The organism is Streptomyces umbrinus (assembly GCF_030817415.1).
GTDB classification, from domain to species: domain Bacteria; phylum Actinomycetota; class Actinomycetes; order Streptomycetales; family Streptomycetaceae; genus Streptomyces; species Streptomyces umbrinus_A.
In genome coordinates, this window is record NZ_JAUSZI010000002.1 from 9,123,525 (window position 1) to 9,134,904 (window position 11,380).

11 protein-coding genes are annotated in these 11,380 nt (G+C 71.1%); 4 read left to right on the forward strand and 7 right to left on the reverse strand.

Features of this window, described 5'->3' with window-relative positions; translation table 11 throughout:
- Positions 1 to 35: 35 nt before the first annotated feature.
- Complete coding sequence (locus tag QF035_RS40335) at positions 36 to 1,484, reverse strand: tetratricopeptide repeat protein (RefSeq protein ID WP_307526168.1); 1,449 nt, start codon at positions 1,482 to 1,484, stop codon at positions 36 to 38.
- A gap of 120 nt (positions 1,485 to 1,604) precedes the next feature.
- The gene (locus QF035_RS40340) at positions 1,605 to 3,146 is read right to left on the reverse strand and encodes a DUF4331 domain-containing protein (protein ID WP_307526170.1); all 1,542 of its coding nucleotides are present in this window, start codon (positions 3,144 to 3,146) and stop codon (positions 1,605 to 1,607) included.
- A gap of 269 nt (positions 3,147 to 3,415) precedes the next feature.
- Between QF035_RS40340 and QF035_RS40345 the strand changes: the two genes are divergently transcribed.
- The 3 genes from QF035_RS40345 to QF035_RS40355 all read left to right on the forward strand — a co-directional run bounded on the left by QF035_RS40345 (position 3,416) and on the right by QF035_RS40355 (position 5,140).
- Entirely contained in the window at positions 3,416 to 3,958 is a 543-nt protein-coding gene (locus tag QF035_RS40345) for a sigma-70 family RNA polymerase sigma factor (protein WP_055616860.1), read from the forward strand.
- A complete protein-coding gene (locus tag QF035_RS40350) occupies positions 3,955 to 4,755 on the forward strand; it encodes an anti-sigma factor (RefSeq protein ID WP_307526172.1) in 801 nt (266 codons plus the stop codon). The genes QF035_RS40345 and QF035_RS40350 overlap by 4 nt, the downstream gene beginning before the upstream one ends.
- Positions 4,756 to 4,870: 115 nt before the next feature.
- Positions 4,871 to 5,140: a hypothetical protein gene (locus QF035_RS40355; RefSeq protein ID WP_055616858.1), complete on the forward strand. Its 270-nt coding sequence runs from the start codon at positions 4,871 to 4,873 to the stop codon at positions 5,138 to 5,140.
- 53 nt (positions 5,141 to 5,193) lie between these two features.
- Here QF035_RS40355 and QF035_RS40360 read toward each other — a convergent pair whose 3' ends face one another.
- The 3 genes from QF035_RS40360 to QF035_RS40370 all read right to left on the reverse strand — a co-directional run bounded on the left by QF035_RS40360 (position 5,194) and on the right by QF035_RS40370 (position 8,279).
- Complete coding sequence (locus tag QF035_RS40360; protein ID WP_373466809.1) at positions 5,194 to 6,402, reverse strand: CaiB/BaiF CoA transferase family protein; 1,209 nt, start codon at positions 6,400 to 6,402, stop codon at positions 5,194 to 5,196.
- A gap of 93 nt (positions 6,403 to 6,495) precedes the next feature.
- Positions 6,496 to 7,278 carry an ABC transporter permease gene (locus tag QF035_RS40365; RefSeq protein WP_307526176.1) on the reverse strand — a complete coding sequence of 261 codons (783 nt, stop codon included), beginning with the start codon at positions 7,276 to 7,278 and terminating at the stop codon, positions 6,496 to 6,498.
- Positions 7,275 to 8,279, reverse strand: coding sequence for an ATP-binding cassette domain-containing protein (locus tag QF035_RS40370; RefSeq protein ID WP_307526178.1), 1,005 nt, complete (start codon positions 8,277 to 8,279; stop codon positions 7,275 to 7,277). The genes QF035_RS40365 and QF035_RS40370 overlap by 4 nt, the downstream gene beginning before the upstream one ends.
- An 84-nt stretch (positions 8,280 to 8,363) precedes the next feature.
- Between QF035_RS40370 and QF035_RS40375 the strand changes: the two genes are divergently transcribed.
- Positions 8,364 to 9,077 carry a TetR/AcrR family transcriptional regulator gene (locus tag QF035_RS40375; RefSeq protein ID WP_307531791.1) on the forward strand — a complete coding sequence of 238 codons (714 nt, stop codon included), beginning with the start codon at positions 8,364 to 8,366 and terminating at the stop codon, positions 9,075 to 9,077.
- Positions 9,078 to 9,342: 265 nt separating this feature from the next.
- On the opposite strand, the gene QF035_RS40380 is transcribed toward QF035_RS40375, so the two are convergent.
- A complete protein-coding gene (locus QF035_RS40380) occupies positions 9,343 to 10,542 on the reverse strand; it encodes a type ISP restriction/modification enzyme (protein ID WP_307526180.1) in 1,200 nt (399 codons plus the stop codon).
- A 41-nt stretch (positions 10,543 to 10,583) separates the two neighbouring features.
- Entirely contained in the window at positions 10,584 to 11,333 is a 750-nt protein-coding gene (locus QF035_RS40385; protein ID WP_055615539.1) for a GntR family transcriptional regulator, read from the reverse strand.
- Between the last annotated feature and the right edge of the window lie 47 nt (positions 11,334 to 11,380).

An 11,380-nucleotide genomic window follows, 5' to 3' on the forward strand; every position in this document is an offset into this window, starting at 1 on the left:
CGGCCGGACCCGGAGGCCGCGCGCGGAGAAGGTGCTCACTCGGCACCGCCCAGTGCCGTCAGGGTCTTCTCGGCCAGCTTCGCGCCCACCGGTGAGAAGCCCGGGTTGAGCTTCAGCGCCGCCGAAAGGCTGCCGCGGGCCACCTTCTTGTTGCCCGTGGCCTGTTCGATCATGCCGCGGTGGTAGAGGAACGTCGCGTCGCGGTAGCCGGTGGCCGTGGCGCGCCGGGCGTAGGGGAGGGCCTCCTCGTCACGGCCGTTGACGTGCAGGGCCCAGGCGAGCGCGTCCGCGGTGTGGACGGTCTCCCGGCGTTCCCACTCGGCGCGGGCGGCGCGCAGGGCGGCCTTGCGGTCGCCGTGATCCGCCGCCGCGAGGGCCGTGTCGAGGTCGGCGTTGACGCCGTTCGCCCGGGCCAGCGCGGTCCAGGCGTTCACCAGGGCGTACTGGGCACGGGCCTTCGCCTTGTCCTGTTCGCCGCCACGGGCCTCGTACAGCTCGCCGAGCACGACCAGCGGGCCGGGCAGCGGGAAGCGGGCCACGACGTCCTCCATGCCGGTGATCGCCGACTTGCTGTCGCCGTTCGCGGCCTGCGCCCTGGCACGGCCCTCCAACGCCGGGAGGTACACCTTGTCGGCCCGCAGGGCCTGCTCGAAGTACGTCAGTGCCGTCCTGTACTCGCCCTCGCGCCAGGCGAGTTGGCCGAGCGCCGTCGCCACGTACGCGATGTCGCCGGGGGTGGAGGCACTGGAGAGCGCCTGCTTCAGGACGCGCCGCGTCGTGGTGACGTCGCCGCGCAGCTCCCGTACGTAGGCGTAGCGGGTGAAGACCGGGATGCCGGGGCGGCGGGCGTCGGCCTGGTCGGCGGCCTTGGACGCCTCCTTGTAGCGGCCGAGTTCGACCAGGGCGTCGATGCGGGTCGACAGCGCCCGTTCGTTGTACGCGTTCTCGTCCAGCGCCTTGTCCGCGTACCGCAGTGCGTCGGGGAAGTCGTGCCGGGCCGCGGCCAGCGCCGAACGGCCCGCGAGTGCCGGGTCGTTGTCCGGCTTCAGCTTCAGCGACCGGTCCAGCGCGCGCTCCGCCTGCGGATAGCGGGACGGGTCGCCGTTCGTGCGTGCCTGCTCGATGTAGGCGACGCCCAGAGTGGACCAGCCGCCGTAGTCCTTGGGTTGTGCCTTGAGGTGGGTCTGCAGTGCGGAGATGCTGGAGGCGAGGCTGCCGGTGCCCAGCAGTTCGGGAGCGACACCGGGCGCGGACGCCACCGTACGCACGCCGTCGTCGTCCTTGTTGCCCAGAACCACGGCTCCCGCGGTCATCGCGACGGCAATGGCGACGGCGCACGCGCCGAGCCGCAGCATCCGCGCCCGCGGGGACTCCGGACTCTCCTTCGGCCGGTCGGTCCGGTCGGGCCTGTCCTCGCCCTCGGGCGGCGGGGTCACGTCCGCGCGATCCTTCTCGTGCGCGTCCTCGTTCGTACCCGGGGCCATGCCCTCTCCTCAATCTCCTTGATGGAAGCGGTGGTTCAGAAGCGGTGGTTCAGGGTGAGCGGCGCGGCCCGCGCGCCGTGGGGGACGGAAACGCGCGGGCCGCGCCAGTCGGAGTGCGGGTCAGTAGGACCGGCGGCGGCCACGCCACCACAGGAGACCCGTGCCGATGAGCAGGAACCCGGCCGCGCCCGACGCCGCCGAGACGGCGATCAGCGTGGTGTCGTCCATACCGGCCACACCGCCCGTGGTGCCCGCGGGCTGCAGGGCGTCACCGAGCTGGTTGCGGACGTCGTTCGTGCCCGTGGTGCCCTTGGCGAGCGGACCGCGCGAACCGGAGGTCGGCAGCGCGACGTACGGGAACGCCTTCTCGAACTTCTGGTCGTTCTTGTCGACCGCGTCACCCAAGTCGTTCTTTGCACCGACGAGTTCGCCCTCGACGACCTGCAGCGCGATGTCCAGCACGTCGTCGCCGAGGCGGCGTCCGTTCGGGAAGCCCGCGTTGTCGCCGTCCAGCACGCCGAGCCGCTTCTCCTTGGCCGCCGGCTTGATCGAGGTGTTCAGGCGCAGCATCTCCGAAGCACGCACGTGCGGGGGCTGGTTGAGGCCCTCGACGCCCTTGAGGAAGACGTCGACCAGGTCGTTCCTGGGCTCCTTCGGCGCGGGGATCTTGTAGATCGCCTCGATGAGCTTGGGCAGTTCGGGGTTGGTGACGTTCTCCAGGAAGTCGCCGTCGTTCCAGGGCGAGGACGCGTTGAACTTGTCCTTGTCCTTGATCGGGTTGACGACCTCGTTCACCAGCGGCATGCCGAGGCGCGAGACCTGCCGGTACTTGCCGCTCGCGCTCTTGCGCTGCGTCGTCGACCAGATGCCCACGATCGGCTGGTCGGCCGACTCCTGGATCATGTCGGTCGGCACCTGCAGGGCAACGGAGTTGACGTTGTACTCCTTCAGCGTGTCATTGCCGACCTCGGACAGGTTCCCGCCGTACAGCAGGTCGAAGACGCGCAGGTCCAGGAAGAACGGGTCGTCCGCCTGACCGGCGAACGTCTTCGCTCCGCCCGGGAGTTCGTGGACGGCCTGCTCGCGGAGCTTGGCGTAGTCCGGCATGGACGCCTGGCCGACGTTCGACGGGGCGACCGGCACGTCGTCCGCGTACTTCGTCTTCTTGACCACGTACTGGTCCTTGAGCTGCAGCAGATCGATGTCGTAGGTCTGCGTGATGTTGAGGTCCGGGTCGTCGAGGCTCTCGACCGGGCCCGTGTTGTACAGGAACGTCTTGTCGTTCTTGACGTGCGTCTTGAACGTGTAGCGGAAGACGAACTCGCCCTGCGCGTCACCGTTGTTGTCGATGTGCAGGTCGTACTGGGCGTCCTCGGCGAAGGTGAAGAAGTTCGGCCCGCCCGCCGGTTCCTCGAACGGGATCCAGTTCGCGACGAGCGTCGTGGTGTCCGGATGGTCGGGGCTGACGAACGCGTACACGTCCGTGTTGTCGAACTGCGGCTGCCCCGAGATGAGCGGAGCCTCCCGGTGGCTGGACGCGCTCGCCGTCCCCGGTCCGAGCGCGGTCACGCCGACGGCCGCGAGCCCGCCGGTGGCCAACGCACCGCAGACAAGGGTCGCGAGGCTCCTGCGTCCCACGAACCCGCTGGTGAAAGGTGTCATGCCGTCCGTCCTCTGTCCCAAAGCTGTGTTCCGGCGGTGATGTCCGCGAGAGGCGCCCCCGGTCTGGTTGCGACTGGCCGGCTCCTGCTCTCGTTCCGCGTCGGTTGGTGTTGCCTGATGCACGCCATTCGGAGCGGGGGCTCGGAAGGATTGGTTCGGGATTCACCCGCGTTTTCAAGCAGTTGATCCGTAACCCCATCCGAAGGCGTTCCGGCGCCGAATACGTGAGGATGAGACGGGCCGTTCAATGGCCGGAGAGGGGGAAACGAGTGGAGGCGGACGAACTTCTGGTGCTCGTGGCCGGAGGAGACCAGAAGGCCTTCGAGGATTTGTACGGTCTGGTGTCCGGGCCGGTGTTCGGGCTGGTGCGCCGCGTGGTGCGGGATCCGGCCCAGTCGGAGGAGGTGGCCCAGGAGGTGCTCCTCGAACTCTGGAGGTCCGCCGGACGCTACGACCCGGGCCGCGGCAGCGCACTGTCCTGGGTCCTCACCCTCGCGCACCGCCGGGCGGTCGACCGGGTCCGCAGTGCCCGCGCCGCCGGGGAGCGCGAACTGCGCATGGCCCGGCGCTCGAACGGCCCCGCCTTCGACCAGGTCGCCGAGGAGGTCGAGGCCGGCCTCGAACGAGAATGGGTGCGCCGCTGCCTGGACCGGCTCACCGCCCTGCAACGACAGTCCGTCACCCTCGCCTACTACGACGGCTACACGTACCGTGAAGTGGCCGAACGGCTCTCCCTGCCGCTCGGCACGGTCAAGACGCGCATGCGCGACGGACTCACGCGGTTGCGCGACTGCCTGGGAGGTGTCGCATGACCAGCCTCTTCCGGCGGAGTGATCTGCACTCCCTGGCCGCCCCCTACGCCCTGGACGCCCTGGAACCCCATGAGCACAAGCGTTTCGAGAAACACCTGAGGCGCTGTGACAGGTGCGCCGCCGAGGTGCGCGCGCTGCGCGAGGACGCGGTCCGCCTCGCCTGGTCCACGGCCGCCCCGGCGCCGGCCGCGATGCGGGACCGGGTCCTCATGGCTGTACGGACGACTCCTCAGGAGCCGGCGGCCTTCGCCCGGCCACCGGCTCGGGCGATCACGGACCGGTACGAGGAACGGGCGCCGTCGCGTGCCCGTCGCTCGGGCTTCTCGCCGTTCCTCATCCCGCTCGCGTCCACCACGGCCGCGGCCGCCCTCGTCGTCGCCGCGCTGTTCGGCATGCAGGCGGCCCGCACCCAGGACCAGCTAGCCCAGGAGCGCGCCCAGGCACGTGAGATCGCACACGTTCTCGCCGCGCCGGACGCCCGCGCGAGCGCCGGACGCGACGCGAACGGACAGGGCATGAGCGTCGTCGCGTCCGCCTCGCAGCGCACCGCTGTAGTGACCGCGGCCGGACTGGGTACACCTTCGAACGGAAGGGTTCACCAACTGTGGCTCATGCGACCGGAGGAGAAACCGCGATCCCTGGGGCTCCTGGACGGCGACACGCCCTTGATTGCCACCGGGCTGAACACGAACGCGACATCACTCGCTGTCACCGTCGAGCCGTCGGGCGGTTCAGCGCAGCCAACTACCGCACCGGTTGTCCAACTCGCCCTGGAATCAGTTGGATTCGGAGAGTAACCGTCAACACCCTTACCGGAAAGGTGAATCCCGCGCCCGGGATACACGGGTGTGGAGAGGGAGCGATAGGGTTAACCTGCCCGGGCCGGGTGCCCTCGTATGGGTGGGGAGTGACATGGAACAGATAACAGTGCGTGGCAGGGCGCGAGTCCCTGCGATCACGTGTGGCAGCAGCGCGACCAGCTCGCGCCTCGACCGCCATCTCTCGGTGATGGGTGGCCCCGCCATCCCTCAGCGCGAGGCGGCAGAGGCGACGGACCTGATGCGCGAGCTCACCGCACGTGACACCGCGCACAACCGCACCGCCAGGGGCGCGCGAGTGAGGCGGGTCTCGCTCTTCGCGCCGCTGCGCCGACTGCGCCGTTCCCTGTTCGGCGGCCGCTGAGCGGCCTCGGCCGCTGACAGGCGGCCGAACCCGAGCAGGACCCCGACCCGCGCTCAGGCGGCCACACCGTCCCGGCGCAGTGCTGCGATCTCATCGTCCGTCATCCCCACGGCACGCAGCAGTGCCCCGGTGTGTTCCCCGAGCGCGGGTACGGGCCCCATCCGCGCCGAGTCCCCGCCCGGCAGCGTGATCGGCGGCAACAACGCCCTCAGCGGCCCGACCGGCGAACCCACTTCCCGCCACCGGTCCCGCGCCGCCAGCTGAGGATGCTCCGCCACCTCCCGTACGTCCCGCAGTCGCGCACACGCGATCCCGGCCGCCTCAAGCTGTGCCACCGCCTCGTCCGTGACCAGCGCCGCCAGGGCCTTGCCGACCAACTCGTCGGTGTGCTCCCGGTGTTCGACCCGCGCCGCGTTCGTCGCGTACGCCGGGTCGTGCGCCAACTCCGGCCTCCGAAGCACCTGTTCGGCCAGCCGCCGCCACTCCCGGTCGTTCTGCACCGACAGCAGCACCCGCCCGCCGTCCGCCGTCGGATAGGCGTCGTACGGGGCGATGACGGCGTGCGCGAGACCGGTGCGCGCCGGGGGAGTTCCGCCGTGCATCGCATGGTGCAGCGGATGCCCCATCCACTCGGCCAGCGCCTCCAGCATCGACACCTCGACCGGGCCGCCGCGCCCCGTCGTGCCACGCCGCACCAGCGCCGCCAGCACCCCCGAGAACGCGTACATCGCCGCTGCGATGTCGGCCGCCGGGATCCCCGCCTTCACCGGCTGCCCGGCCGTCCCCGTCACGGACACCAGCCCCGCCTCGCACTGCACGAGCATGTCGTACGCGCGCTTGCCGGCGTACGGACCGAAGGCCCCGTAGCCCGAGATGTCCACGGCGATCAGCCGCGGGTCGGCCGCGCACAGCGTCGCCGCGTCCAGGCCGAGCCGCGCGGCCGCGCCCTGCGCGAGGTTCTGCACGAAGACGTCGGCGTCCGCGACGAGACGGCGTACGACGTCCAGGCCGCGCGGGTCCTTCAGGTCGAGGGCGATGGACTCCTTGCCGCGGTTGCACCACACGAAGTGCGAGGCGAGACCGGCGGCCGCGGTGTCGTAGCCGCGCGCGAAGTCACCGCCGTCGATCCGCTCGACCTTGACGACCCGGGCCCCGAGGTCGGCGAGCTGCCGGGTGGCGAAGGGGGCCGCGACGGCCTGTTCGACGGCGACGACGGTGATGCCCTCCAGGGGCAGGGGAAGCGGCTCCATGCGAGGGATCATGGCCCGCGCGCGAGCGCTTTGTCATGCGGGGGCCGCGAGGCCGGGAGGCCAGGAGCCGGCAGGCCGGGCGGACGCGGCCGCGGGGGCGAGCGGTCAGCGGCCGCCGTTCGTGTACCGGCGGACGGCGAGCGGCATGAACACCGCGATGAGGACCACGCACCAGGCCAGCGACCCCGCGACGGGGTGTGTCACCGGCCAGGCGCCGTCCGTCGGCACGGGCGCGTTCCCGAACAGGTCGCGCAGGGCCGTGGTCACCGCGCTGATCGGGTTCCATTCGGCGATCGTGCGCAGCCAGTCGGGCAGATTGTCCGTCGGGATGTACGCGTTCGACAGCAGCGGCAGGATGAACGTCGCGCCGCCCAGCTGCCCGGCCGCCTCCTCGCTCTGCGAGGCCAGGCCCAGCAGGATCCCGATCCACGTGGTCGCGAACCGGAAGAGCAGCAGCAGACCCACGGCGCCGGCAGCTTCCAGCGCGGAACCCTCCATCCGCCAGCCCACCGCGAGCCCCACCAGCAGCACCGGCACCGTGCCCACGGCGGTGACGACCAGGTCCCCGACCGCCTGCCCGAGCGGTACGGCGGCCCGGCTGATCGGCAGCGTGCGGAAGCGGTCCATCACGCCCCGGTGCGAGTCCTGGGCGGCCTGGAACATCCCGGTCATGATCCCGTTGGCCGCCGTCGCGACCAGCAGCCCCGGCACCAGGAAGGCCCGGTACTCCTCGCCGGGCATCGCGAGCGCGCTGCCGAAGACATAGCCGAAGAACAGCAGCATCGTGATCGGCATGGTCTGGGTGAGGATCAGCAGCCCCATGTTGTGCCGGATCCGCCGCAGCTGACGGCCCAGCATCGCGGTTCCGTCGTAGGCCAACGCGCTCATGTCACAAGCTCCTTGCTGTCGGTGCGGTCACCGGACTGCTTGTCGGCCCGGTTGTCGGTCCCGGCTCCGGTCGAGCCGCCGGTCAGGCGGAGGAAGACGTCGTCGAGCGTCGGCGGGCGCAGGTTCACGTCAAGCAACGGCACACCGGCGGCGTCGAGTTCGCGTACGAGGCGGGGCAGGGTGAGCGTCGGGTCGGTGGTGACCGCGCCGACGGCGTGCCGCTCTTCGTCGAAGTCGGGCCTGGAGCCCGTCAGTTGGTCGAGGACGGCCGCCGCTCCGGCCATGGCGTCCGCGTCGGCGACGACCGCTTCCGCGTACGAGCCGATGAGCGCCTTGAGTTGGGCGGGCGTGCCCGAGTGCGCGACCCTGCCGCGGTCCACGAGGGCGATGTCGTCGGCGAGTTGGTCGGCCTCCTCCAGATACTGCGTGGTGAGCAGGACCGTCGTGCCCTCCGCCTTCAGCGCGCGCACGGTCTCCCAGATCTGGTTGCGGCTGTGCGGGTCGAGGCCCGTCGTCGGCTCGTCGAGGAACAGCACCGCGGGCCGGGTGATCAGGCTCGCGGCCAGGTCGAGACGGCGCCGCATGCCGCCGGAGTAGGTGGACGTGGGGCGGTCCGCCGCGTCGGCGAGTTCGAAGCGGTCGAGGAGTTCGTCGGCGCGGGCGGCCGCCTTCGGGAGGCGGCGGAGTTTCGCGAACAGCCGCAGGTTCTCCCGTCCCGTGAGGTCGCCGTCGACCGAGGCGTACTGCCCGGTGACGCCGATCGCGCGGCGCACGGCGTCGGGCTCCCGGACGAGGTCGTGCCCCGCGACACGCGCGGACCCCGCGTCGGGCCGCAGCAGCGTGGTGAGCAGCCGCACCGCCGTCGTCTTGCCCGCGCCGTTCGGCCCGAGCAGACCGCAGACCGTGCCCTCCGCCACGGCCAGGTCCAGCCCGCGCAGCGCCCGGACTTCCTTGAAACTCTTCTCCAGACCTTCACTAAGTACAGCGTACGTAGTCGTCATGGTGCGACCATACCTCACTACGTACGCTGTACGTAACTACGATGGGGGCGACAGGATCCACCGATGGCAGGACTGACGACACCGATGGCAGGACGTGCCGACGTACCCGAAGTGATCTGGGCCCGACCCGAGCGCACGGGACGCGGGCCGCGACCCGCGTTCACCCGGGCCGACATCGCGGCCGCCGCGGTGCGGATCGCGGACGCGCAGGGGCTGGACGGGGTCTCGATGCGACATGTCGCGGCCGAGCTGGGCTGCGGCACGATGTCGCTCTACAACTACGTGCCGCGCAAGGAGGACCTGTACGAGCTGATGGTCGACGCCGTCAGTGGTGAGCACGAGTTGTGGGAGCCGGCTGGGGACTGGCGGGCCGACATGCTCCGGGTCGCCCATGAGACCCGGGCGCTCATGCTCCGGCATCCGTGGCTGCCGGCTCTGATGTCGCCGGTGTACGGGTTCAGCCCCAACGCCCTGCGCTATCTGGAGCACTGCCTTACGTGCCTGGACTCCTTCGAGGGGACGTACGGCACGAAGTTCGAGCTGATCGCGATGGTCAACGGGGTGGTGACGACGTACGTGGGGAATGAGCTGGCGACGGTGGAGCGGGTGCGGGCGTTGCCGTGGTCGGAGGAACAGGAGAACGCTGTGCGCGGGGCGTACTTGGGTGGGCAGGTTGCCACCGGGGCGTATCCGCGGATGGCTGCGGCGTTCATGGAGGATGCGGGGCCGATTGATATGGGTGCCGTGTTCGAGCGGGCGTTGGTGAGGGTGCTCGACGGGTTTGCCCCGTCTCGCTGAGTGGGTCGTGACTGCGTCGCGGAGGGTCGTGTTGGAGCTGCGGGCCGGTGGGGGCTGGTCGCGTAGTTCCCCGCGCCCCTAAAAGATTGCGCAGTTCCCCGCGCCCCTGGAAGGTGGCGCCGTCCCCTGCGCCGCAAGAGGCTGCGCCAGTCCCTGCGCGCCCAAGAAACTGCGCAGTTCCCCGCGCCCCTGGAAGGTGGCGCCGTCCCCTGCGCCGCAAGAGGCTGCGCCGTTCCCCGCGCCCCTGGAAGTGCCCCCGTATTTCTCAGATCAGGGCGACCTGGCCCTCTGGGCCCTCCTCGTGGTGGTCCAGTACTGATGCCGGTTGGCGGGACGCGGTCGGCGGCGGGAGGACGCCCGCCTTGCGCAGGTCGTCCGGCGTGATGGGGGACTCAATCGTCAACTCGGCCTGCTGTGGGCGTAGTTCCGCCAGTAGGGACAGGACCGTGATGACCTCCAGGAGGTCGGAGGTCCAGGGCTGGGGCCAGGTGGTGGGGCGGATGGACTCCAGGGTGCCGGGGGCCGGCTGGGTGGTTCGGGTGGTGAACCACTGGTCCAGGACCCGGACGCCGCCGACCTCGAAGTCCCAGGCGGCGGGCGGGACGGGGGAGATGCGGCCCTCGTCGAGGTGGAGGGTCTCCTCGTCGCGGTCGTAGCGGAGTTCGAGCGGGCGGGAGGGGAGTGGGGACCGTACGTACGGGCGGCGGCCGCCGGGGAGTTTGGGGCGTTCGCCGTCGCGGCGCATCAGCCACAGCATGCGGTGGCCCAACTCGGTGCCGCGTGCCCAGAGTTCGGGGTCCGGCGTGAGTGGCACCGTGCACCCGCGCGGACCTGGGCGGGCGACGGCGACCGTCCAGGCGAGGACGTCCAGGGGAGTGGGGGAGTAGCCCAGGCGCTTGGCCAGGAGGTCCAACAGGCCCGGCGCCAGGTTGGGTTCGCGGCCCTCGGGGCGCCGGTACAAGGGGTGGATCCGGCCCGGCCGGGCGGTGGGCACGGTCTTCGACTGGGGGAGGACCACCGGCAGGGTCGACGTGATCAGGAGGGGCGGCCCGTCCGGTGCGGGGGCCTGCTCGACCGCGAACACCTGTCGCTCGTCGGTCACACGCCACAACTCCGGCCGCGCCGCGTCGATCAGCCGGTGGTCGGGGATCAGCCACTGTTCGTCGAACGGCCCGTGCATGACCCGCACCGGCTCCGCGCAGGGGCCCGACGCGCGGGCCAGCCGGACCGTTCCGGAAGACTGGCCCGGCAGTTGACCCACCGCCGAGTGGAGCGTCCGCGCGCGTGTGACGCCGAACAACGCCTCGCGGTCGGGCCCTTCGGCCTTCACGAGGGCGTCCCACCGTGCTTTCAGGGACGCCGGGTCGGGTGCCGTCGGCCACCCGCGGCCCAGCCGGGGCGGTGCGACGGCCCACGGCATGAGGTCCGCGAGCAGCGGAGCGTCGTCGTGCGTCACGCTCGGCATCGTACGACGTGGGCCGTGGGAGGCGACTTGGTCCCGCATGCTCAGTGGGCGTCGAGGGTGACGGTGAAGGAGAAGCGGTCGCCGCGGTACTGGATGCGAGCCACGTCGAGCGCCCGGCCGTCCTCGCCGTGCACGACGCCCGTGTAGTGCAGGATCGGGCTCAGCAGCGGGACCTGGAGCAGCCGTGCGGTCTCCGGGTCCGCGAGCCGGGCCTCGACGGTGTCGGTGATCTGGCTGATCCTCGCCCCCGCGACATCGCGCAGCACCTTGGTCATGGGCCAGCGGACCAGGTCCTCGGGGTCGATCAGGGCGGCCAGTTCGGGCCGTACGTAGTTGCGCGCGTGGTTGGTCGGCTCCCCGGTCTTCTCGTCGCTGCGCAGCCGGTGGTAGGTCGCGACCTCCGTCAGGTCCGGGAAGTGCTCGGAGAGTTCCGCAGACACGGGCTCGGTGCCGTGGTCGAGGAGCCGGGTCGTCATGCCCGACTGCTGGGCCACGATCGCGTCCACCGAGCCGAGCAGCCGCACCGGGGCGCCCCGCGCGGCGCTCGGCTCGATGAACGTGCCGCGCCTGCGATGGCGGGTGATCAGCCCCTCGTCCTCCAGCTCCTTGAGCGCCTGCCGCATGGTCAGCACGCTCACCCCGTAGTGCTCCGCCAGCTGTTCCTCGGTGGGCAGCCGCAGCGGATCCTGCGCGGACCGCCCGAGTATCGAGGCGCGCAGGGACTGCGACACCTGATACCAGAGCGGCAGCTTGCGGTTCAGGACGATCGAGTCCGGGGCGAAGGAGGTCACGAGGGTATCCGTACCGTTCGCGGGCGATGGGTGCAACGGGCGGTCAC

What these genes read in the sequence shown, in the direction of transcription:
- QF035_RS40365 (WP_307526176.1), bottom strand. Translation starts at nt 7,278, where the DNA reads ATGAGCGCGTTGGCCTACGACGGAACCGCGATGCTGGGCCGTCAGCTG.
- QF035_RS40360 (WP_373466809.1), bottom strand. Translation starts at nt 6,402, where the DNA reads ATGATCCCTCGCATGGAGCCGCTTCCCCTGCCCCTGGAGGGCATCACC.
- QF035_RS40380 (WP_307526180.1), bottom strand. Translation starts at nt 10,542, where the DNA reads ATGCCGAGCGTGACGCACGACGACGCTCCGCTGCTCGCGGACCTCATG.
- QF035_RS40370 (WP_307526178.1), bottom strand. Translation starts at nt 8,279, where the DNA reads ATGACGACTACGTACGCTGTACTTAGTGAAGGTCTGGAGAAGAGTTTC.
- QF035_RS40375 (WP_307531791.1), top strand. Translation starts at nt 8,364, where the DNA reads ATGGCAGGACGTGCCGACGTACCCGAAGTGATCTGGGCCCGACCCGAG.
- QF035_RS40355 (WP_055616858.1), top strand. Translation starts at nt 4,871, where the DNA reads ATGGAACAGATAACAGTGCGTGGCAGGGCGCGAGTCCCTGCGATCACG.
- QF035_RS40335 (WP_307526168.1), bottom strand. Translation starts at nt 1,484, where the DNA reads ATGGCCCCGGGTACGAACGAGGACGCGCACGAGAAGGATCGCGCGGAC.
- QF035_RS40350 (WP_307526172.1), top strand. Translation starts at nt 3,955, where the DNA reads ATGACCAGCCTCTTCCGGCGGAGTGATCTGCACTCCCTGGCCGCCCCC.
- QF035_RS40340 (WP_307526170.1), bottom strand. Translation starts at nt 3,146, where the DNA reads ATGACACCTTTCACCAGCGGGTTCGTGGGACGCAGGAGCCTCGCGACC.